Below are 21,490 nucleotides of genomic sequence, written 5' to 3' on the forward strand. Positions count from 1 at the left end.
TGCGTGTCATCCGAACCGGTCGCTGCAATCAGGGAGATCACCCCACCATCCGGTCCCGCCCGCTCCAGAAGCCGGCGCGCAGCACCTTCTTGTCGACCTTGCCGACGCCGGTCATCGGCAGTTGCTTGACGAACTGGATCTGCTTCGGCGCGTGGGCCGAGCCCTTTCGCGTCCGCACCATGTTGATCAGCTCGTCCGGATCGGGCTTCGTACCCTCGCGCGGCACGACGATGGCGGTGACGGCCTCGCCCCATTTTTCGTCGGGCACGCCGACGACCGCGACCATCGCGACATCGGCATGTTGCGACAGCACGTCCTCCACCTCGCGCGGAAAGATGTTGAAGCCGCCGGTGACGATCATGTCCTTCTTGCGATCGAGGATGAACAGGTAGCCGCGCTCGTCCTGACGCGCGATGTCGCCGGTATGAACCCAGCCGTTCTTCAAGGTCTCGGCGGTGATGTCAGGCCGCTTCCAGTACTCCGCCATCACGTGCGGCGCACGCACGCAGATCTCCCCGGCTTCGCCAATCTTCACCTCCTGGGCGTTGTCGTCGAGGATTTTGACCTCGCAGGCCGCGATCGGGAAGCCGCAGGACAGGAACAGCTCTGGCGTCCTGGGATCGTGATCCTTCTTGCGCAGCACCGAGACCGGATAGCATTCCGTTTGGCCGTAGAGCTGCGAGAACACCGGGCCGATGCGCTCGATGCCTTCGACGAGTCGGCTCGGCGACATCGCCGAGGCGCCGTAGAGCACGAGTTCGAGCGAGGACAGATCGGTCTTATCAAGCGCGGGATGATCGAGCAGCACATAGATCATGGTCGGCACGAACAGCGTGAAATCGATGCGCTCGCGCGCAATCGTCGCCAGCACGGCCTCGGGGTCGAAACCCTTCAGCATGTGCACGGTGCCGCCGCGCATCAGCGTCGGCAGCACCTTGGTGCCGGCGACGTGGCTGATCGGCGCTACCGTGAGGTAGCGCGCGGCGTCGGGGATTTCGAAATCGGCGAGGATCGCGCCGGCGGCGCCGGCATTCTCGCGGTGATAGCGCAGCGCGCCTTTGGATTTGCCTGTGGTGCCGCCGGTGTAATTCAGTGTGGAGAGATCGTCGAGAGTTGCGAGGCACCGCGCGCTGGCGTGTCCAGCGCTCTCGATCGCCGCCAGCAGATCGACGCCGTACTCGGCCGGTCCCATCGTGAAGACAGCCTTGAGCAGGTTTGCCTTCGCGGCAAGCTCGCCGCCGCGATCGCGGAACGCAGCCACATCGACCACCAGCACCTCGGCCTCGGAATCCTCAAGCTGAAACAACTGGTCCGTCTCCGATCCGAGGGGATGCAGCCAGGTGATGCAGCATCGCGACAATTGCGCGGCAACGCCGGCGCACCAGGCGTCGGCGCGGTTGGCGGTGAGGAACGCGACGCGCGCCCCCGGCTGCAAACCAAGCCGCATGAATGCGCCCTGGATGCGTCCGATCAGATCGAGCGTGCCCTGATAACTCAGCGATCCCCCGGGCCATGCGAAAGCGGTGCGGCCGGGATAGCGCGCCAGCGCCCGTAGCGTCTGCGCACAAGTCGGGGACGATGCGTGGAGCGGATCGGACATATGTTTCCTCGTTGCTTTGTCATCGGCTTCTCGCGTGCCAATGTTGCCGGCGACGCTAGCACAGAGCATGCGGAATGGAACGAGGAGGCGAGAGTGACGTCCGATCGACTGCAAATTTTTCGCGATCGTCTCAGCCTTCCGCTGATAGCGGCGCCGATGTTCCTGGTGTCGGGCGTCGAGTTGATGGTCGCGGCTTGCCGGAGCGGCGTCATCGGCAGCTTCCCCACCGTGAATTGCCGCAGCACGGAACAGCTCGATCAATGGCTCACCGAGATCGCAACGCGGTTGCGGCACCACGAAGATCAGACCGGCCGAAAGGCTGCGCCGCTCTGTCCGAACCTGATCGTGCATCGCTCCAACGCGCGGCTCGAGCAGGATCTCGCCGTGCTCCTCAAGCACAAGCCTGAGATCGTCATCACCTCGGTCGGCTCGCCCGCACCCGTGTTGAAGCCGCTGCATGACGCAGGCAGCCTGGTGCTGGCCGACGTTGCTTCGATCCGCCACGCCGAGCGCGCAGCGGCCGCAGGCGCCGATGGGTTGGTGCTGCTGACGGCGGGCGCCGGCGGACAAACCGGCTGGCTTAATCCGTTCGCCTTCGTCCGCGCGGTGCGCGCGTTCTACGACGGCATTGTCGTGCTCGCCGGCGGCATCAGCGATGGCCGCGCGCTGCATGCGGCCGAAGTGCTCGGCTGCGATCTCGGCTACATGGGCACGAAATTCATCGCGACGCGCGAGAGCATGGCGGACGGCCGCTACAAGCAGATGCTGGTCGAGAGCAGCGCCGACGACATCCTGCTCACCACCGCGTTCACTGGCTTGCAGACCAGCATGCTGAAGCCGTCGATCATCGCGGCCGGGCTCGACCCCAATGACCTGCCGGCGCGTGGCGCCATCGACATCGGCAAGGACATCGACGTCGGCGCGCGCGAGATCAGGCCGAAGCGCTGGCGCGATATCTGGAGCGGCGGTCACTCGACGTCTGGAGTCACTGACGTGATGGCGGTCGATGACCTCGTTGCGCGAACGGTCGCGGAGTACCGGGCCGCAAGGGAGCGCTAACGTCCCGCGCCGCCCAGCACGGTTAATCCCGCATGGCTCCGCAGGTCCGCATTTAACGGCAGATTAACCATCGCCCGCCAAGAATCCCCCTCACGGCCGCCAATCAGGACGAGAGGGACAGGCGATGGATTTCGATATTCTCAACAGCAAGACATCGGCCACGCTGGACGAGATCCGCGTCCGCGTCGCCCGTGCGCTGGCCCGTCACCCGCTCTGCCGCAATGTCCGCTTCGACATCGTCCGCGTCCCCCGCACCCGCCGGGGCGGCAATTGGACGGTGACGCTGCAATCGGTCGAGCCGCGCGCAGTGTGGGAGGCCTCCGAGATCGTCGCCGACATTCAGGATGCCTACGATCTGGCCATAGCGGCCTGATTTCGTGGAGCTTTTTGGCTTTGTCGCCTGAGGCGAGCCGATTGTCGCCGCAAAGGCACACTCAAGCCTTATTTCGTGCCTTTTTGCCGGGCATCTCTAACAACATCGTGAAGCGGTCCTTCCGGAGAGACGTTTGTCCAGAGCCATCACCATCACCGTGCTGACCTGCATCCTTGTCCTTGGTGCCGCCACCACTGCCATCCTCGGCCGCGATAGCGTGCCCAGTGTCAGTGCCGAAATGATCACCCAGGCTCCGCCGAAGCCGCTTGCTACCAACCGTGCTGCCAAGGCGGACCGGCTTGTTCCAACCCTGGCGCTGGCCTCGGCCGCCATCGACCCGGTCCAGGTTCCTGCCGACAAGCTGTCGCAGGCGCCGGTACTGACCGAGCCGCTGCGTCAGGCCTTTGCCGCAGCCGCGCCGTCCGATTTCCCGATGCCGAAAGCCGTTGAGCCCAAGGCTGTTGAAACCAAGGCCCTTGAGACCAAGTCTGGCGAGACGAGGGTTGCGTCCCTGGAGGCGCCGGCTCCCGCAGAAACCACCGCCGCGCTCGAAGCACCGGCAAAGCCGAAGCCGATCGCGAAGCCGCAGCTGCAAAAGACCTACTCCCTGCTCTCCGACGTGCAGATCGCCGGCATCCGGGATCGCCTGAAACTGTCCTCGTCGCAGGAATATTACTGGCCCTCGGTCGAGACCGCGTTGCGCAACGTCGTCAAGAAGATCTCGGCGAACAAGCTCTCCAATCCCAACGGGCCCAACGTGCAGATCGATCCGAATTGCGATGAGGTCCAGCAGCTGAAGTCTGCCGCGATGCCGCTGCTGTTCCAGCTGCGTGATGATCAGAAGGAAGAAGTGCGCAAGCTCGCCCGCATCATCGGGCTGGAGAAGGTCGCGCAGCAGATCTAACCTCGTTCCCTCCCAGGGAACTGCGTCTGTCAGGAACATCCGGCAATCCCAACGCGTTGCTCGCTCCAAACAGGGAGTGGGCCAATGCGCGCCTCGACAGCTTATTTCGTCGGTGCCGGATCGATCGTTGCTGCCATTGCTATTGGCCTCGGCGGCGGCATCGTTGCCGGCAACATCATGAATCCAATCGCGCCCAAGCACGGGCCCGACACCAGCAAGGTGGCACAGCGCACCGAGGCCAGCGCGCCGGCCACGACGAACGCGCCGTCGGAGCGCGTGCAATACCTCACGGGTTCGCAGGTATTCGGTACGATGGTCGCCCCGCCGGCGCAGGCCGAAGCCAAGCCGGACGCGAAGCCCGAAGCGCTGGCCAACGAGGCCAAAGCCGAACCGCCGGTGCCGCCGCGTGCGCAGACCGCAGCAGCCGAGCCGCCCAAGCCCGCGCCTTCACCGTCTCCGCAAGCCACAAAGCCCGCCGAGCAGCAGGCCTCGACGGAGCCGGCATCCTCGCCGGAGAATGCCTATGCCAAGGCCAGGGATTCCGACGTCAGGCGCGCCGCACCCGAGCGTCGCCGGGCGGAACGGCGCGAGCGCTGGGCCGAGCGTCGTCGCTATGAACAACGCGATGCGCGCGGCATGCGCGACCAGACCAATTGGGATGATGTCGCGCGCAGCGTCCGCGAGGATTCCGAGGCGCGTGATTTTGCCGGTCGGCCGCGCAGCGGCTTCCCGCAGATCCGGCTGTTCGGGGACGATGACGACTAGGATGTGATGCCGCGCACACGAATGTGAGCGGCATGCGATGCTTCCCCTCAGCATTGAGACGGCGGCTGTAAGCCGCCGCCTGCGCAACATATGTCAGCCGCCATGCGACTCCACCACTTTGCGGCAGCCGTCTGAAAGCTTTGTCTTGTTCTCGCGCAGGCAGGCATTCATCTCCGGCGGCTTGCCGATGTGCTCGGCGCAAAACTTGCTGGCGTCGCCGCGGCAGGCCATCTGCTCCTGCGGCGTTGGGCTGGATTGCGCTGCGGCTGGCAGGACAGCGGCGGCGAGCAGCAGCGCGGCAAGAATTGAAGTCTTCATAAAGCACCTCTTTGCAATTGCGGTGGTCCCGCTGGGGATCGAGCGGGGCGGACCATCTCGCGGAGATCCATGGCCGGTCCATGCCATGTTCATGGCATCGGCTCGCAGGCTTGCCTGCCGCACCCCCATCTTCATGGCATGTCTTGGTGATCAGTCTTTTGCCATTGAGGCTGCACGTCGGCCGCAAGATCAGGTGATTGCACCAGGGCGCCGAACGGGAAGCAGGAGAGCAACAATGTCGAAAAGAGTGGGAGCGCTGAGCGCCGGGTTGACGGTGATGATGCTGGCGGGTGCGGCGACGGTTTCGCTGGGCACGAGCCCGGCGCAGGCGGTGGTCTATTGCAAGACGGTCGGCGTGCCCAAGGGCTGCGTGGTGCGACCGGATGCGGCGGTGGTGGTTGCACCGGGAGCGCCGGTCGCGGCTGCAGCCGTGGTGACGCCCGGCGTGGGCGCGCCGGGTGTCGGTGTTCGCGCCGGCACGCCGATGAATCGTGGCGGCCCGGTCAATCGCGTCGGCGTGCGGTGATGACTTCGTTGGATTGAGTTGATTGCTTTCGGGCCAAGGGCTGCGAGCGAACCCCGTCCTTCGCAATCCTACATCCCGGCCCGGTCCCTCTCCCCGCACGTCCCCTGCGCCCGGGGAGGGGGCTTTTCAGCCGCCGGCCGCATCATTGTCGGGAAAAATCTGCGGCAATTGCAGCCGTACGCGTGTGCCCGATCCATCCGAGCTCAGCTCGAGCACCGCGCCGCAACGTCTCGCGCGGCTTCTCATGTTGTGCACGCCACGCGCGGTCTGGCCCGAACCCGCAGCTTGGCCGTCGTCGCCAAGCATAAAGCCGCGGCCATCGTCCGCGACGCTGATGACGCCATATGGTCCCTGGCCGTCGTTGCGCGTCTCCACCGTCACGGTGATGTGGCGCGCAGCCGCGTGCTTGACCGCGTTTGTCACGGCCTCGTCCAGGATGCGCACGACCTGGATGACGTGCCAGGGCCGCAGCTCGGGGTGCAGCGGCAGGCCCTGCGGCGTTGCCACGCGCCAATGAAGCGCGATCTCATGCGGCCGCAGCTGCATGACCGCGCGCTCGCGCCAGGAACCGAGCGCGAGCATGAGGTCCCCGCCGATGTCGTCCACGGAATCGATGACCAGGCGCAGATCCCTCAGCGCGGCGCGCGCAGCGTCCGTGATGGTCGCCCCCTCTTGCCCGCGCTCGGAGAGCGCGACGATGCTGATGAGCTGTCCGCCGAGGCCGTCATGCAAGTCGCGCATCAGCCGGGTGCGCTCGTTGGCCAGCGCGGCGGCCCGGGCGCGCGCCTCCTCGCGGGCAAAGCTCGCTTTCAGCCGTTCCTCGGCCTCGCGCACGCGTGCGACGAGCTGGCCGGCAAAGCTGTCGACCTGGTTCAGCGCCCGGGCGAAGCGCCAGGTCAGGCCGGCGCCGATGGCAATCAGCAGCGCCGAATAGGACAGTCGCGAGACGAAGGTGCGTTCGTTGGGCAAGATCTCGAACACCGACAGCATGTCGTGGGCCCAGCAGGTCAGCACGATGGTCGCCGCGCAGCCAAGCGCGAAGCTGACGACGTCCTGTCGTCGCAGCACGGCGTAGGCCGCGATGCCGGCCATCAGGACCAGACACAATCCAACCGTGGGGATACCCAGAAGCATGAAGAGAATGCGCGGCAGTGGCGGACCAGCGATGAGGCCGCCCGCGATCACGATGAGCCCGGGCACGAACAGCAGCACGCCATGACGCGGCCAGTGCCAGCCGAGGAACAGCACGGCTGACGCCACGATCAGTGCGCTCTCGATCGGCGCGGAGGAGAGCAGCACTGCGACAAGTCTGGACGAGGCGGCCGGTGGCACCGGCGGCGTGATGAAGGCTTGCACGACGCCGAGCACCATTGCCGCCGCGAGCACGCCATAGACAGGCTCGTGACGCCGCATCAGCCACATGATGGCGAGGATGACGGCGAGGATCGATTGCCAGGCGGAGAATACCACGGGCAGCGTGACGAACAGCAGCGTGCGGGTCTCGTAGGCCGGCCGCAAGGCGGCGTCCGGGCCGACATAGACCGTGTCGAGGAAGCCGCGCAGCGGTCCCCACACGAACAGCCGCACGGTGATCTCATTGCTGCCTTCGTGCAGCAGCGAAGCCGGGATCACCGCGATCTCCGGCGTATTGCGGTCGGGCCGGTTGGCCGTGGGATCGCGCCGGGAGTCCAGGATCGCGACGCCGTTGATCGCGACCTCCACGCCGTTGCTGAAGCGTGGCAGGAAGACCGACCAGGTCGTGTCAGTGCCATCGGCCTTGAACACGAAGCTGCCCGAATAAAGCGGCGGCTCGGCGAGCGAATAGCGCGACGCGGTGAATTCAGGCAGCGTCACGGGCCGTGTCGTGCCAGCCTCGCGCAGTGAGAATTCGCTCACGGCAAAAGCATCGGGGTCGCGCGGCTGCAGCAGCCGCAGCCCGAGGAGGGTGGCGATCACGATCAGTATCTGGAGCAGCAGATAGGGCACAATGCGCGCGGGCCGCAGCCCGTGCCTGATGATCACCGCCTTCGCAGCGACCTCGCTCACAGCTTGATCAGGCCCTGCTGCACGGCCTCGAACACCGCTTCGCTGCGCGTGTGCACCTCGAGCTTGCGATAGATGCTCTTGATGTGGCCGGGGACGGTCTGCCTGGACAGACCGAGGTGGCTTGCGATTTCGGCGTAGCTGAATCCCTTGGCGATGCCCCAGAGGATGTCGATCTCGCGCGGCGTCAGCTTTGCGGTGTTGAGCACCGGCCCCGGCGCCGGCTCGGCCGAATTCTGCGTTCGTCGCACGATGAAGCGCGCGATCGAGGCCGAGATCGGCGAATGTCCGGCGACGAGGTCGCGCACGGTTGTCGCGATGTCGGTCGGGAAGGCGTCCTTGAGCAGATAGCCGGTGGCGCCGACGGTGATGGCGGAGATCACGCTTTCCTCGTCGCCCAGCGCCGAGATCACCATGATCTCGGTGTTGGGAAAGCGCTGCCTGGTCTCGCGGATCAGCTCGACGCCATGGCCGTCGGGCAGCCGCAGATCGGTCAGCAGCACGCGGGGCGCGCCGGCGGCAAGCGCGCTGCGAGCTTCGCCGAGCGTGCCGGCGGTGCGCACCTCGTAGCCAGCCTTGGTCAGGGCGTCCTGAAGGCGCCAGCAGGTCGGTGCGTCGTCTTCGACGAGGAGGATGGTGATGGCCTCACCGGTCTCGTCCTGGTCCGTCATGATCAAGGTCCCGGCCGCGTGTCCCCCGCGGCGTGTGCGGCCAGTCTAGCGGCGGCAGGATGGGCGCGACACCCATAATCATGGGGACGGAGCAATGCGTCGAGAGCCCAACGGCTTCGTTTGCCCAACTCGCCCGCCGCTACTTGCTCGCCAGCGGCGAGGTGGTCTTCGCAGCGGGCAGCGCAGGGGCGGGCAGACGCTGCACGGAGATTTTCGCCGTGCCGGTGTTGTTGCGATAAAACAGGTCCGGTGGGCCCTGGATCGCCATGAGCCACGGCGGCACCATCGATGCCGGCAGGAGCTGCGGAAAGACCTGCACCGCATCGTTGACATAGAAGAACAGCTCGCCGGAGTCAGGGGCGATGAACTCGGCGACGATGCGGTCGGTCAGCCCTTCGTTCCGCCAGACCTGCCCTGCATCCGCGAGCATGTCCTGCGGGATCGGCTCGAAATTGCCGAGCGTTTTCAGCTCGTCCTTGAACCGGTCGATATCGTCGAGGCTGACAGGATATTGATCCCGTCCTTCAACATCGTCTTCCGCAGGAAGCGTCGGCTTGGTCCGCCGCGGCAATGTGTCGGCCGGGATCACGTTGATTGCCTGCAAGGGAAGCTCAATCACTCCTTTCGTCCCGATGCGAACCACAGGCTGGAACCAGTTTGCCGCATACAGACGCAGCTCGGGCAAAGCGATGGTATGACGCAGCCCATGCGTCCGGAAGCCATTCGCTCCGCTCAAGGTGGTGCGGTCGAACCAGGGCTCCTTGACATCGATGAAGACGCGATATTTGCGGCCTTTCTCGACCGCGAGCCCGCTCCACCAGCAGAACGTCCTGGTATCGAACAGCGCGATCGCATCGGTCGGGTCGTCACGCACCGGCGTGCCGATCTGAGGCGATCCGGCAGCATCCTGGCTTGCGGTGCAGACCTTTCCGAGCGCGACGCGGCCGGTAAACAGGCTGTTCGACAGGATCAGAGCCGTCGAGCCGAAAATCGTGAGCAGGAAGATGGCCGGCACGAGGCCCTTGGTGATGACGAGGCCTGCCGGTCCGGCATTGGTCCGCATCCAATGGCCGAACCTCAACAGCGGGCCCGGCTTATCGATATGGCTCAGGCTCGCCTTGCGCCGGGGCGTATTCCAGGCGAGGCGCGCGCGTTCCTGGATGGTGTCACGCAGCTCCGAATTCTTGTTCCAGATCCACCAGGCCAGAGCGCCTACGATCGACGTCATGAACGGATAATAGATCGCAATGTCGAGCCAGGGTGCCGCATAGGACGGCATCACGGCCCTGACGAGATTGGCGAACGGAGCCACCACGGCTCCCAGCACCCAGTCGATGTTCGCGATGAGGGAGATCCCCTCATGGCCCACCGGTTGTTTGGACCATTGCACCAGCGGATAAGAGATCCACGGCCAGGCGGCGATCACGCCGACCATGAACAGCAGGGCGAAATAGGCGACGCGCCGCCACCATACGGTGTCGCGCGTGAGCGAGGCCATTTCGGCGTCGGGCATGCTCATCGCGGTGAACGCCTCGGCTTCCTTCTGCCGTCGCGATCCCCTGGCCTTCGCCAGATAGGCGCCTTTCATCGCCTCGCGCGTCCCCTCGTCGGTGAGGTCGAGCTTGGTGCCATCGGGCATCAGCACCCTCGCGTCGGCGGGAAGCATGATCGGCGCATAGTCGTCGCAGCCGTGCAGCATGCGCTCGACCACGGCGAAATGCACCACAGGCGTGCCGCCGTTGGCCTTGCCCGCCAGGACCGGACGCGGGCCATAGCGATACAGCACCGCCGCGCCGCTGCGGGAATCATGCATTGGCCCGATCGCCGATTGATAGTCCCTGAAATGCTCGACGGTGCCCTTCTGGAAGCGAAGCTGGTTGCCGAGTTGGTCGACCATCCAGACCAGCGGAACGAAGGACAATGTGCAGTCCGGATAGCCGCCGCCGATGTCGGAATGGACGCCGGCGAACCATACCTCCTTGACCGTCTGATCGGCCGCGAGATGAGACTGGTCGATCCGCAGCGGATGGAAGGTGGTGCGCTCGTCGTCGAGCGCAAGGGCGTGACAGATGTGCTTTGCCTTGTGTGAAGGCCGGTGGTTACGGAACGAGATCGGCCAGATCGCCCAGTCGATCGCAACGCGCAGCTCCTCGATCGGGACGCCGAAGGCCTCGACCGTGTCGAACAGTCCAAGGAAGTCGATATTGACGTCCTTGCGGCCGTTCATCGCCGCGCGGACTTTGGTGTAGGAGCGGTGTCCGCAGATCAAATGATAGACGTACAGGACGATGTCCCGGATCAGGCGCGCGATCCACATCGTCGGCAGGCTTTGCTTCCAGGGCACCGTCTCGCGGCGGTATTCGCGCCATGCGGACATGGCGTTACGCTCCATCTCGGCATGCGAGACGGGCTCGTCGCCGATCACCGCCGGCACCAGACCCTGGCTTGCGATCATGGCCGCCAGCGTGCGCGCGGTGAAGGCGCCGCGGCTGAAGCCGAAGATGTAGATCTCGTCGCCCGGCCGCCAGTTCCAGCACAGGAAGCGATAGAGCTTGCGAACATTGGCCGGAACGCCGATGCCGGTGGCGCCATCGAGCGCGGCGAGAGGTGCCCAGCCGGCGGTGCCGACACCCTTGATGTAATAGGCGATCTGGTCGGGCTGGGTGTGGTCGAGCGCTTCATAGAGCCGCCAGACGCTGGACTCCTGGGTCGTGAAGGCGTTGCCGGTGCCATCGGCGAAAAGCACCAGCTTGCGCGGCGCCCGCGCGCCGGGTGCAGTCGTACTCCGATCAGCCTGCGGATGGTCCGGTGCCGCAGGACTGCCGTGCGGCATTCCATCATGGTGGGTCATGGGCCGCTCCGAAATTCCGTTCGGGGATGCTTCAAGCCCTGACAGGGTGGCATCCTCTGAATTCAATCGATAGACGCACTATCAAATATTGGATGTAATTTGCCTGTTAACGCGCTGAGGTAGCAATAAGGATGGCGCTGTTTCGCTCGGGCCGTCTATGAACCAGGCCACAGTCGGCGAAAGAAATGCCCGGGCAAGCTCCTGGATCTCGTCGGGTCAGTGGGCGGCTGAGAAAGCGATGCCGGCGTGCATTTCGGCGAACGCCTCTACAACGTCTCTACCTTCGGCGGCGGATAGCGCCGTGCCAGCATCGACAGCGGCAGGCGCCGCTCGTCCATCGGCAGCTCCAGCCAGGCCAGCACTTGCTCCCGCTTCCAGTCACCCACGCCAAAATCCATGGCCACCCATTTCTGCGGCTCCGGCCCTTCGAGCCCGCGCACCCAGACGAAATAGCGGGGCAGGTCGTCGGCATCCGCTTCGGTCGGGGCTCTCCTGGCCATCCCTTGCTCGCTGCATCGACACGCGTTTGCCTTAAGATATAGGTACTGGCCGGGAGAGTCGAACGCGTCGCCGGTAGGCTAGGGTCCGAGGGATAGGAACGGAACTGTGACCGACGGTTGGGGTGATGCCTCCGAGGTAATGAAGCGGCTGATCGGCGCCTGGTCGTTCACCAGGCTCATCGCGGGGCAGGGGAGCATGCAGGGTCTTGCGACCTTCACGCCATTGGACCCGGAGGGTCTCGCCTATCGCGAACAGGGACGGTTGAAGCTCCTGACCGGCACAGAACTCGAGGCCGAGCGCGAATACGTCTTCCGCGAGCACGGCCGCGGATTCGACGTCTTCTTCAAGGAGACCCCGTCACGGCTCTTCCATGCGATCGAACTCGCTGGGTCGGATGACGGCGTATGGACCGGAAGCGCCGACCATCTGTGTCATTTCGATCGTTATCAGTCGACCTACACCTTTCGCCCCGAAGGCAGCTTCGCCATTCGCCACGTCGTGTCGGGTCCGCGCAAGGACTACATGATCATCACGACCTATACGCGAGCGGCGTGAGGCCCGCTGTCGCTTCGCGACATCGGCAGGCAATTCACGCGCCATGCGCCGGAAGAATTGCGCGGGATCTCCGTCGTTCGGTCTCAGGCATCACAAAGAAGGGACAGGCGGTCCTGCAAAAGCCTCTGGCAGCAAGCGAAGTTCGTCGGTTAGGTGAAGATCGCGCCGGGTGAGGACGACGCCGGTAGAGAGTTCGGGTGTTTCGTGCATCGCATGTCGCGAGGCGGCAACTCATCGATGATACGTCTTACCGATTGCGAGCATCGTCCGCACCTGACGGTGCATCCCAGGCAGTCGTAGACCTGAGCGGGCGAAAAGAGTGCGTCGTCCGTCGCGACGACCGCGTCCCTGATGTCGTGATCGCTGATGATGTTGCAGGAACAGACGATCATGCCGGATTCCGCTGCGTGACGCGTCGTGTGGCGTGGAGCCTGACGGCGGCGATGGTGGCGTTGGCGATGGCGCGTCCGCGGTCGTCCGTTCCGGTCCACTGGGCATCGCGGCCGCGCGGATCGATCTCGAGCAACTTGACGCCGGCCGGCACATCGCTGCCGTCGCGGGCGATGCCGCGCAAGATACCGTCGCGCGGCGCGAGCAGCGGAGCACCGGAGAGATGGCCGAGCACGAGACCGCGGTAGACGCGGGTGCCGATCTCGATCGGCGTGTGCCAGCGTCCCGCGAATTGCGAATAGACGAAGCGTTCCGCGCCGACGTCGCCCAGCGAACTTGCTACGCCATCGGCCGCATCGGTCCAGCGCGTGTCGGTCACGAGCCCGATCTTGCCGGGCCTCGTCTCCACCGCGACGTCGCAATTGAAGTTGGTCGAGAAGCCGGGGCCGAGCCCGATCGTCAGGCGGGCGAGCCGCCTGAGGTCGGGCGTGATCCGGCGCTTCTGCAGGCGCGCGTCGATCAGCAGGTCGATGTGACGAACCGGCAGCAGATCGAGCAGCCCGAGCCAGGTGACCATGACCTGCGCCGGCCGGCGTAGCGCCTGATAGACCTGTACGCCGCCGTCGACGCGCTCGGCGACGACGCCCTCGACCTGCATGGTGTCGATGAAGAGGGCATCATGAAACGCCATCTTGCGCCGGATCACCGGCGGGTCGGGATCGTGGGACAGCACAACGCAATATCCGGCGCGCACGAGTCGGATGGCGACTGCAGATGCGATCTCGTTGGTGCCGAGGATAACGGCGAAGAGCTGGTAGTCATTCGGCTGGAGCATCTGAAACCGCGTTTGCAGGGAAAGTGCAGCGAGGCACATCGAGCTTGCAACGGAAGGAGCAAGAGCCGGGCCATTTAGAACGCTTGAAAACCGCCCCTCAACTGCCGGCCAACATTGACAAAGGAGAAGAACGCAGCGACCGCGCCGCTTGGTCCGAAAGCGCACGCGCGCATGTTGCAAACCCAGCAGCGTGTCGCGAAGCCGACACAAGTCAGCGAAAACCTCAGCGATTGGGTGGCCGCCGGTGGCCCAATTCCTGCAACTTTCCCCGCGTCGTCATTGTACTTGCGTCCCGTCGGGCGCTGTGAGGAGCTTCCGTGACGCTTGATCTGCTGGATCGCAATGCTGCGCCGGCTGGCCCGCCGGCATCCGACGTCGCGCTGTGCCCGTTCCACGGTGACAAGTCGCGCGCGCAAGCTGGCGAGCGGAAGACGCTGGTGCTGACCGGTGCGTCCCGGGGCATCGGCCACGCGACGGGAAAGCTGTTCTCCGAGGCCGGCTGGCGGATCGTCACCTGTTCCCGCCAGCCCTTCGACGGTGCTCTGTGTCCATGGGATTCGGGGGCGGACAACCATGTGCAGGTCGAGTTGAGCGACCATCGCGCGCTGCCGCGCGCGGTGGCCGAGATCAAGGAGCGGCTCAACGGTGCCCCGTTACATGCATTGATCAACAATGCCGGCATCTCGCCCAAGGCCGCCGATGGCACGCGATTGAATTCGCTGACGACGCCGGTCGAAACCTGGATGAGCGTGTTCCACGTCAACCTGCTTGCGCCGGTGCTGTTCGCGCAGGGCCTGGTCGACGAGCTGAAGTGCGCCAGCGGCGCGATCGTTAACGTCACCTCGATCGTGGGCTCCCGGGTGCATCCGTTCGCCGGCACCGCCTATGCGACCTCGAAGGCAGCGCTCGCCTGCCTCACCCGCGAAATGGCGCACGACTATGCGCCGTTCGGTATTCGCGTCAACGCGATCGCCCCCGGAGAGATCAAGACGGACATCCTGTCGCCGGAGACCGAAGCCAGGCTGGCGCCAATCATACCGCTGCATCGTGTCGGTACGCCGGATGAGGTCGCGAAAGTGATCTTCTTCCTATGCTCGGATGCGGCGAGCTATGTCACGGGTGCGGAAGTACCGATCAACGGCGGGCAGCACGTGTGAGCGCCATTCGGATCGGTCGCAAAAAGAAGTTTGTTCGATTTGCGCTGGATCAAGGCGGAAATCTCGTTTTTGTGCCTGCCGCGCATTGCGATGGTAAAATCCGCGAAACGGCTGAGAAAGCGGGCAAGTGCGACGGAATCTTTTTGCAGCAATGCTGACAAGTTGAGCGCGACTCGTGTCCGGTCTTCTGCTTGAAGATGGCGGCGATCTCCTTCGCGGCATCGACAAAGTTGGCGGCCACGGCGACGTTGGTCTGTGCAGCCTGCGCCTCGGCGCATGCGAGTAGCAAGCCTGTGGCGACGGCGATCTTGCGAAACAGTCTCATGATGAACTCCAGCGGACGGTGGCCGCCCCCGCGCGAGCCCGATTGCCGCGAGGCGCCGGCCGTTACGGGCTCAGCAATCGGCGTGCCGGACAGGGCAGGCGGTGCTTGGTGCGCGCCTTGCAGAATTGATCGTCAAAAGCGCAACTTCCTGTCCCTTGCGGCGGAAGCGCCGACGATCCGTGTCGGGTTTGCGACAAAGTCGTCGGCAAGCCGACACCAATGAAAGGAAGCGGGCCATGGCAACCGTTGCATCGCGTGCCGAGCTCGAGCGTCTGCTGGAAGATGATGTGCCTTACGGCGACCTCACCACCGAGGCGCTTGGCATCGGTGCGATCGATGGCGTCATGCGGTTTGTCGCGCGCGCATCGATGGTCCTGGCGCTCGTCGAGGATGCCGCCGCGATCATCGCGCTCGCCGGCTGCGAGGTTGAGCTGTTCGCTTCATCCGGCGCGACGCTGGAGCAGGGTGCGCCGATCCTCGAGGCACGCGGGCCGGCCGCCGGCCTGCTGCGGAGCTGGAAGGTCGCGCAGACCCTGATCGAAATCTGGTCGGGTGTCGCCAGCGAGACCCGCGCCATCGTCAACGCGGCGAGGGCGGTGGCGCCGCAGATTCCGGTCGCCTGCACCCGCAAGAACGTGCCGGGTACCAAGCGCTTTGCCGTCGCGGCGGTGAAGGCCGGCGGCGCCGTGATGCATCGGCTCGGCCTGTCCGAGACCGTGCTGGTGTTTCCCGAGCACCGCGCGTTTCTCGGCGAGCTGCCGCTGTTTCAGGCGGTCGAACGATTACGCCGGGCCGCGCCAGAAAAGAAACTCGTGATCGAGGTGAAGACGGCCGATGCGGCCCTTGCCGCCGCGGTCGCCGGTTTCGACGTGATCCAGGCGGAGAGGTTTTCGCCAGCCGAGGTCGCTGCGTTGGTCAAACGCATGGCGTCGATGGCCTATACACGCGAACGCCCCATCATCGCTGCTGCCGGCGGCGTCAATGCAGCCAATGCTGCAGCCTATGCAGAGGCCGGCAGCGATGTCCTGGTGACGTCAGCGCCGTATCTGGCCAAGCCAAAGGACGTGCAGGTATCGATCGCTGCCACGGGTGAAAGGCGGCGCACGCTTTTGTCGAATTTCGGTCGGACGGAGCGGCAGGCGCATTCGACGACGATGTAGTGGAAGCCTCACTCCCCCACCACCGAGAAAGCGCATCCGGCGCGACGCGCGGGCTCTCCGGCATCAAGCCCGGCTGGACCCACGGCACACTGGCTGGGTTTCGTGCACGTCGCGACAATGACAAACGATGGCAGAGCTTCGATTTGAATAGGCTCGGCGTGCGAGATTCGTGATTTTGTCGGTAGGGAAGACGCACTGCTGTGCTGCGGAGCTCCCTGCATTAACATATGTTAGTCTTGAGCCTGTCCTTTGATGCGCAAGCGGTGATCCGTTAAGGCCTGAAACACCACCTGCATTTACGGGTCCTTCGTCTCTCTCCCCTAGCCTCGGGCCGGGCAGGACGATCTTTGATGGGCTTCTTCGCGCGCTTACGTGCATCTTTCGCTATAGGCGACACGACCACTCCTCTCGGCAGTTCCGTGCTTGTCGAGCAGTTCCGCGTGCTCCGCGAGCAGGTGCCGGTGCTTTATGCCGTGCTCTTGGTCAACAGTGTCAGTGTGGGGCTGGTCCTTCCGAACACCGTGTCCATCTGGCTGCGATTTGCCTTGCCGGCCGTTCTCCTGGCAGCCTGCCTGGTTCGGGTGGCCCAGTGGTTCCGGTTGAGGAACGCCGACCTGACCGCCGCAGAGTCGTACCGAGAACTCGCAAGAGTTCGCCTCGCCGCGGTGGTGCTCAGCGCTGGCTTTGTGACCTGGATCCTGGCGCTGTTCATGACGGTCGAGCCCGGCCTGCGCGCGTCGGTTGCTCTGCTCCTCTTCATGGGTTGCGTCGGGATCGCCTACTGTCTTGGCAGTTTCCCGCCGGCGTCTCGTCTGGTGATGTTGATTGCCGGCGCACCGATCGCGACGCTTCTGCTGCTCTCCGGCGATGCTGTCCTGGTCTCGGTCGGGATCAATCTGCTGGCGCTGCTCACCTTGCTCGCCAGGATGATCAACACCAATTTCCGCTCCTTCGTTAAGCTGGTCGAGACCCACGGACGACTGTCTGCGGAGGGAGATCGCGCGCGGGCCGCAGAGCAGACTGCAACCGCGTTCGCGGAGCGCTTCGACAGGGCGCTCAACAACATGTCCCAAGGCCTCTGCTTCTTTGACGATGATCAGCGCCTGATCGTCTGCAACAGGCAGTATCTCGAGGTCTACGATCTGGATCCGAAGCTGGTCCGGCCCGGCATGAAGCTGAACGACATCGTCGATCTCCGCTATTCGGTCGGCAGCGCGCCGAAGATGACGAAAGAGGACTATCTCGTCTGGCGCAACAGCGCTCCGATCATCGCCGAGAGTTCGGATACGACCGTCGAATTGAGCAACGGCCGGATGGTGCGGATCCGGCATCGCCCGATGGAGGGAAAGGGCTGGGTCGCGACCCACGAGGACATCACCGAGCGTCATCGCACCGAGAGGGCTCTTACGGAAGCCAAGGCCGCGGCCGAGCAGGCCGAGGCAGCTGCCCGCGCCGCTCACACCCACCTGACCGAAGCCCTCGATGTGGTCCCCGAAGGGCTTGCGGTTTTCGATAAGGACGATCGTCTGGTTCTCTGGAATCGTCGATATGCCGACCTCTACGCCGCGAGCCGCGAAGCACTTGCCGTCGGGTCTCCTTTCGAGGCCATTCTTCGCACCGGCCTGGCGGCGGGGCAGTACCCGGAGGCCGTGGGGCGGGAAGAGCAGTGGCTTGCGGACCGCCTGGCCCGCCACGCATTGCCGCACTACTCGCATGAGCAGCATCTGGTCGGTGACCGCTGGGTCCGGGTCGAGGAAAGGCGAACCAGTGACGGAGGCAGCATTGGAGTGCGGATCGACATCACTGACCTGAAGCGCCGGGAGGCCTCCTTCCGCCTCCTTTTCGAGGAAAATCCTCTTCCGATGTGGGTGGCTGAGGCGACCACAGGGCGCCTGCTGGCTGTGAACGGCGCGATGTGCCGGCACTACGGCTATTCTCGCCAGGACCTGCTGGTGATGTACGAGCATGACTTGGAATCTCATGATCAAGAGCATGGCAAGCGGGATTGCGAGCTGCACAAGACGGCCGACGGAGAAGCGATTCAGGTTGTGATCGACTCCAGGCCGCTGCTGTATGATGGGCAACCGGCTCATGTCAGTGTGGCCTTCGACGTGACCGAGAGAAATCGAGCACAGGAGCGGGTGAGCTATCTCGCATGCCATGACGCCCTCACCGAGCTGCCCAACAGGGCTGCCCTGGATGAGCAGCTCGGCACCGCTATCGAGCGCGCGGAGATCACCGACGGCGCCTTCGCCGTGCTTTGCATCGACCTCGATCATTTCAAGGAGATCAACGACCGTTTCGGTCATGCCGTCGGCGACGCCGTCCTGCGCGAAGCTTCGAGACGGCTGCAGGAGGCCGCGCAAGGGGCCTACGTGGCGCGCGTCGGCGGTGACGAATTCATCGGGATTGCCGATCAGTTGCCGCTACCTGCGACCGCCGAGCTGCTCGCCACGCGCATGCGGGAACAGTTCGAGCAACCGATCGAGGTCGAGGACCGTGCCCTGAAAATCGACCTTTGTGTCGGCGTCGCCCTGTATCCGAGAGATGCGGACAATGCCGTCGCGCTGTTGGCAAACGCGGATGCAGCGCTTTATCGGGCCAAGCACGAGGGCAGGGGTGCCATTCGGCTGTTCACCAGCGCCATGGACCAGCAGCTGCGCAACCGCCGCGCGCTGGAGCACGATCTGCGAGGCGCCGTCGAGCGGGGAGAGCTGTACCTGGAGTATCAGCCGCAGCAGGACCGCAACGGCGCGCTGATGGGCTACGAGGCGCTGGTTCGCTGGCGGCATCCGGTGCGCGGCGTCATTCCGCCTGGAGACTTCATTCCGATCGCCGAACAGAGCGGCGCGATCGCGCAAATTGACGACTGGGTCCTGACGGAGGCTTGCCTGGAAGCGGCTTCCTGGGATCAGCCGCTACGGGTCGCGGTCAACGTCTCGGCCGCCCAGTTCCGCCGCGAAAACCTCGATCGGCAGGTCCGCCAGGCGCTGCGGCAGAGCGGCCTTTCGGCGGCTCGCCTGGAGCTGGAAATCACCGAAGGCGTCCTGATCGAAGATGTTCCTCGAGCCAAGCGAACGATGGAGGCGCTCAAGGCACTCGGTGTCCTGATAGCCCTGGACGATTTCGGCACAGGATATTCTTCGCTGTCCTATCTCGAAGCGTTTCCGCTGGACCGGATCAAGATCGACAGGTCCTTCGTCGCCTCGCTCGGCCAGAGCGAGCGTTCGCTCGCGATCGTGCGGGCTGTGATCGGCCTTGCCCATGGCCTCGGCGTTCCGGTTCTCGCCGAAGGAATCGAGACGAACGCTCAGATGGATCTCCTGGTCCAGGAAGGCTGCGACGAGATGCAGGGATATCTCATTGGCCGGCCGCGGAGCCTCCTACCGACGAAGCGAATGAGGGATGCTTCAAGTCAAGCGCATCGTCACGCAGCCGCTGCCGAGTGAAGGTCGTTTGCTGCCCGGCTCGTAACAATCGGTCGTGAATCAAGGGGCCAACGCAGCTTCGCAGGACGAGGTCGGGACCTTTCCGATCGTGCCTGACCCTAGTCCCGCTTTTTCTCTCCACCGGCGGCCGAGATGACAGCGACGATGACGAAGCCGGTCACCAGGAGCCGGACGCCGGCGCTGACTCCAAAAGTGTTCAACATGGTCAGGAGCAGGACGAGGAAGAGCGCCGCGCCCCAAAGCCCCGCGACATTGGCTTTGCCGCCGGCAACCGAGGTGCCTCCGATCACGACCACCGCGACAGAGGCGAGCAGATATTCATTGCCGATATCGACGTTCGCGCCCCGGAAATAGCCGGCCAGCAATGCCCCGTCGAGACCGCCAAGCGTGCCCGACAGCGCGTAGGTGGCAAAGCGCACCCATCCGACCCGGATTCCCGCAAGCCTTGCCGCCCGAATGTTCTGGCCGATCGCCAGCACCGATCGTCCATAAACGGTGCGCTGCAAAGCAATGCCGGCGGCGACGGTGAAGACCGCCGTGAGAATGGCGAGCAAGGGAATGCCGAGGACCTGGATGTTGGTGAAATCGGCAAAGCCCGGCGGTGGCTTGATTTGCAGACCGCGCCCGTAGCTGATGTCTATCGATTGGATAATGAAGCTCGCCGAAAGCGTCGCGATGATTGGCGGGATGCTTAGAGCGCGGATCAGGAGATAGTTGACGACGCCAATGGCGAGCCCGCAGCCGAGTGCGGCGGCGAGGCCGATCGCGACCAGACGGTCATCGCCGGCCATCACGGTCATCGCCACCGCGCTGGAAAGTCCGATATTGGCAGGCAACGACAGATCGACGTTGCCGGGGCCGAGCGTGATGACGAACATCTGCCCGATGCCGACCACCACGGTGAACACCGCAAGCGACAGCGCGGCGATGAGCATGCCGCCGGCGCCATAACCGCGAGTGAAGATAATCGCTGCGATCCACACCAGGGCCGCGCCGAGATAGGACCACATCCAGGGACTGGTGAACAGCCAACGCCGCGCCGCCATCATTGTTCGACCTCCCTGCGGCTGATCAACGCGCGCGCGGCGAGCACCACGATCAGAATGGCCCCGTTGGCGGCGACCTGCCAGTCCGGCGGAAGATGCATGAAGGTGAGAAGCGGGGAAGCCGCCAGCGCCAGCGTCAGCGCGCCGATCACGGCACCGATCGGGGAGACACGTCCGCCGACGAATTCGCCGCCGCCCAGGATGACGCCCGCGATCGAGAGCAGGGTGTAGCCGTTGCCGATGTTGGCGTCGCCGGACGTCGTGATGCCGATCAATGAGAGCCCGGACAGCACGCCGAACAGGCCGGCGCACGCGTATAGCACGATCTTGGCCTTCAGCAGCGACCAGCCGGCGCGACCGATCGCGGTGGCGTTGCCACCAGAGCCGCGCAGGATAGCTCCATAGGATGTTCGCATCAGGCCGAAATAGCTGACCGCAGCGATGATCAGCGCGGCCAGCACCGGAAACGGAACCAGGGGCGGCTTGACACTCATCGACGCCAATAGCCAGTCCGGCGCCCGACCGCCGGGTTTAGGCAGCAGAAGCACGGCGAGGCCCTGCCAGACGAAGTTCATGCCGAGAGTCACCACGATCGAAGGCAGGTTGCGCCAATGAATCAGCGCACCGAGCGCCGCATATACGCCGACGCAGCCGAGCAGCGTGAGGATTCCCAAGATAGGGGTGTCGCGCAGCCAGGTCGCCGTGACGCAGCCGACGAAACCCACGAAAGCGCCGATCGAGAGGTCGAGGTCGTTGCCGGTAATGATGAACATCTGCGCGACCGTCGCCAGCGCGATCGGGATCGCCAGATTTAGCATGAGAGTGAAGCCGAAATAGCTGATCGCGCGCTGGTTCAGCCAGGCGATGGCAAGCAGCACCAGCGCCAGCGACAGGGCCGGCAGCAACGCGCGCAGTAGCCGCGGTGAATCCGTCTTGCCGAACGGCATGAATGCTGGCCGCGC

General features: G+C 64.7%; 20 protein-coding genes and 1 pseudogene. 9 read left to right on the forward strand and 12 right to left on the reverse strand.

Going from position 1 to position 21,490, the window contains the following annotated elements; genetic code table 11:
• Window positions 1-37 precede the first annotated feature (37 nt).
• Window positions 38-1,600 carry an AMP-binding protein gene (locus XH80_RS41995; RefSeq protein ID WP_271603695.1) on the reverse strand — a complete coding sequence of 521 codons (1,563 nt, stop codon included), beginning with the start codon at window positions 1,598-1,600 and terminating at the stop codon, window positions 38-40.
• 93 nt (window positions 1,601-1,693) lie between these two features.
• Between XH80_RS41995 and XH80_RS42000 the strand changes: the two genes are divergently transcribed.
• From XH80_RS42000 to XH80_RS42015, 4 genes are all read left to right on the forward strand, one after another.
• The gene (locus XH80_RS42000) at window positions 1,694-2,659 is read left to right on the forward strand and encodes an NAD(P)H-dependent flavin oxidoreductase (protein WP_271603696.1); all 966 of its coding nucleotides are present in this window, start codon (window positions 1,694-1,696) and stop codon (window positions 2,657-2,659) included.
• Window positions 2,660-2,783: 124 nt separating this feature from the next.
• The gene (locus tag XH80_RS42005) at window positions 2,784-3,032 is read left to right on the forward strand and encodes a hypothetical protein (RefSeq protein WP_057759616.1); all 249 of its coding nucleotides are present in this window, start codon (window positions 2,784-2,786) and stop codon (window positions 3,030-3,032) included.
• A gap of 133 nt (window positions 3,033-3,165) precedes the next feature.
• Window positions 3,166-3,936 carry a hypothetical protein gene (locus tag XH80_RS42010; protein WP_271603697.1) on the forward strand — a complete coding sequence of 257 codons (771 nt, stop codon included), beginning with the start codon at window positions 3,166-3,168 and terminating at the stop codon, window positions 3,934-3,936.
• An 84-nt stretch (window positions 3,937-4,020) separates the two neighbouring features.
• Window positions 4,021-4,701 (forward strand): hypothetical protein, encoded by a 681-nt coding sequence (locus tag XH80_RS42015; protein ID WP_271603698.1) that lies wholly within the window; start codon window positions 4,021-4,023, stop codon window positions 4,699-4,701.
• A 93-nt stretch (window positions 4,702-4,794) separates the two neighbouring features.
• Here XH80_RS42015 and XH80_RS42020 read toward each other — a convergent pair whose 3' ends face one another.
• Entirely contained in the window at window positions 4,795-5,019 is a 225-nt protein-coding gene (locus XH80_RS42020; RefSeq protein ID WP_271603699.1) for a hypothetical protein, read from the reverse strand.
• A 235-nt stretch (window positions 5,020-5,254) separates the two neighbouring features.
• On the opposite strand from XH80_RS42020, the gene XH80_RS42025 reads away from it, so the two are divergent.
• On the forward strand, window positions 5,255-5,545 hold the full coding sequence (locus XH80_RS42025) for a hypothetical protein (protein WP_057759603.1): 291 nt from the start codon (window positions 5,255-5,257) through the stop codon (window positions 5,543-5,545).
• 126 nt (window positions 5,546-5,671) lie between these two features.
• Here XH80_RS42025 and XH80_RS42030 read toward each other — a convergent pair whose 3' ends face one another.
• The 4 genes from XH80_RS42030 to XH80_RS42045 all read right to left on the reverse strand — a co-directional run bounded on the left by XH80_RS42030 (window position 5,672) and on the right by XH80_RS42045 (window position 11,610).
• Window positions 5,672-7,591: a sensor histidine kinase gene (locus XH80_RS42030; RefSeq protein WP_271603700.1), complete on the reverse strand. Its 1,920-nt coding sequence runs from the start codon at window positions 7,589-7,591 to the stop codon at window positions 5,672-5,674.
• On the reverse strand, window positions 7,588-8,259 hold the full coding sequence (locus tag XH80_RS42035; protein WP_271603701.1) for a response regulator transcription factor: 672 nt from the start codon (window positions 8,257-8,259) through the stop codon (window positions 7,588-7,590). The genes XH80_RS42030 and XH80_RS42035 overlap by 4 nt, the downstream gene beginning before the upstream one ends.
• A gap of 139 nt (window positions 8,260-8,398) precedes the next feature.
• Window positions 8,399-11,110, reverse strand: a complete 2,712-nt coding sequence (locus tag XH80_RS42040) for a DUF2235 domain-containing protein (RefSeq protein WP_271603702.1) — start codon at window positions 11,108-11,110, stop codon at window positions 8,399-8,401.
• Window positions 11,111-11,376: 266 nt separating this feature from the next.
• Window positions 11,377-11,610 (reverse strand): hypothetical protein, encoded by a 234-nt coding sequence (locus XH80_RS42045; protein WP_271603703.1) that lies wholly within the window; start codon window positions 11,608-11,610, stop codon window positions 11,377-11,379.
• A gap of 106 nt (window positions 11,611-11,716) precedes the next feature.
• Between XH80_RS42045 and XH80_RS42050 the strand changes: the two genes are divergently transcribed.
• Complete coding sequence (locus XH80_RS42050; RefSeq protein ID WP_271603704.1) at window positions 11,717-12,166, forward strand: DUF6314 family protein; 450 nt, start codon at window positions 11,717-11,719, stop codon at window positions 12,164-12,166.
• 230 nt (window positions 12,167-12,396) lie between these two features.
• On the opposite strand, the pseudogene XH80_RS42055 reads toward XH80_RS42050, so the two are convergent.
• Window positions 12,397-12,558 (reverse strand): annotated as a pseudogene (locus XH80_RS42055) ((2Fe-2S)-binding protein); the annotation flags it as partial.
• Entirely contained in the window at window positions 12,555-13,391 is an 837-nt protein-coding gene (locus tag XH80_RS42060; protein WP_271603705.1) for a xanthine dehydrogenase, read from the reverse strand. The pseudogene XH80_RS42055 and the gene XH80_RS42060, both read right to left, overlap by 4 nt.
• Window positions 13,392-13,708: 317 nt before the next feature.
• On the opposite strand from XH80_RS42060, the gene XH80_RS42065 reads away from it, so the two are divergent.
• Window positions 13,709-14,548 (forward strand): SDR family NAD(P)-dependent oxidoreductase, encoded by an 840-nt coding sequence (locus XH80_RS42065; protein ID WP_271603706.1) that lies wholly within the window; start codon window positions 13,709-13,711, stop codon window positions 14,546-14,548.
• A 49-nt stretch (window positions 14,549-14,597) separates the two neighbouring features.
• Here the strand turns inward: XH80_RS42065 and XH80_RS43790 are convergent, their stop codons facing one another.
• Window positions 14,598-14,873 carry a hypothetical protein gene (locus XH80_RS43790; protein ID WP_333931547.1) on the reverse strand — a complete coding sequence of 92 codons (276 nt, stop codon included), beginning with the start codon at window positions 14,871-14,873 and terminating at the stop codon, window positions 14,598-14,600.
• 236 nt (window positions 14,874-15,109) lie between these two features.
• Here XH80_RS43790 and modD point away from each other — a divergent pair, with 236 nt between their 5' ends.
• Window positions 15,110-16,033, forward strand: a complete 924-nt coding sequence (modD, locus tag XH80_RS42075; RefSeq protein ID WP_271603707.1) for a ModD protein — start codon at window positions 15,110-15,112, stop codon at window positions 16,031-16,033.
• A 368-nt stretch (window positions 16,034-16,401) separates the two neighbouring features.
• Here the strand turns inward: modD and XH80_RS42080 are convergent, their stop codons facing one another.
• A complete protein-coding gene (locus tag XH80_RS42080) occupies window positions 16,402-17,007 on the reverse strand; it encodes a hypothetical protein (protein ID WP_271603973.1) in 606 nt (201 codons plus the stop codon).
• 90 nt (window positions 17,008-17,097) lie between these two features.
• On the opposite strand from XH80_RS42080, the gene XH80_RS42085 reads away from it, so the two are divergent.
• Complete coding sequence (locus XH80_RS42085) at window positions 17,098-19,482, forward strand: EAL domain-containing protein (protein WP_333969084.1); 2,385 nt, start codon at window positions 17,098-17,100, stop codon at window positions 19,480-19,482.
• Between the two features lie 98 nt (window positions 19,483-19,580).
• On the opposite strand, the gene XH80_RS42090 is transcribed toward XH80_RS42085, so the two are convergent.
• Window positions 19,581-20,528: an ABC transporter permease gene (locus XH80_RS42090; RefSeq protein ID WP_271603963.1), complete on the reverse strand. Its 948-nt coding sequence runs from the start codon at window positions 20,526-20,528 to the stop codon at window positions 19,581-19,583.
• Window positions 20,528-21,475 carry an ABC transporter permease gene (locus XH80_RS42095; RefSeq protein ID WP_271603964.1) on the reverse strand — a complete coding sequence of 316 codons (948 nt, stop codon included), beginning with the start codon at window positions 21,473-21,475 and terminating at the stop codon, window positions 20,528-20,530. Before XH80_RS42095 ends, XH80_RS42090 begins: the two co-directional genes overlap by 1 nt.
• Between the last annotated feature and the right edge of the window lie 15 nt (window positions 21,476-21,490).

The sequence above is a fragment of the Bradyrhizobium sp. CCBAU 45384 genome (genome assembly GCF_028128665.1).
Lineage (GTDB): Bacteria > Pseudomonadota > Alphaproteobacteria > Rhizobiales > Xanthobacteraceae > Bradyrhizobium > Bradyrhizobium manausense.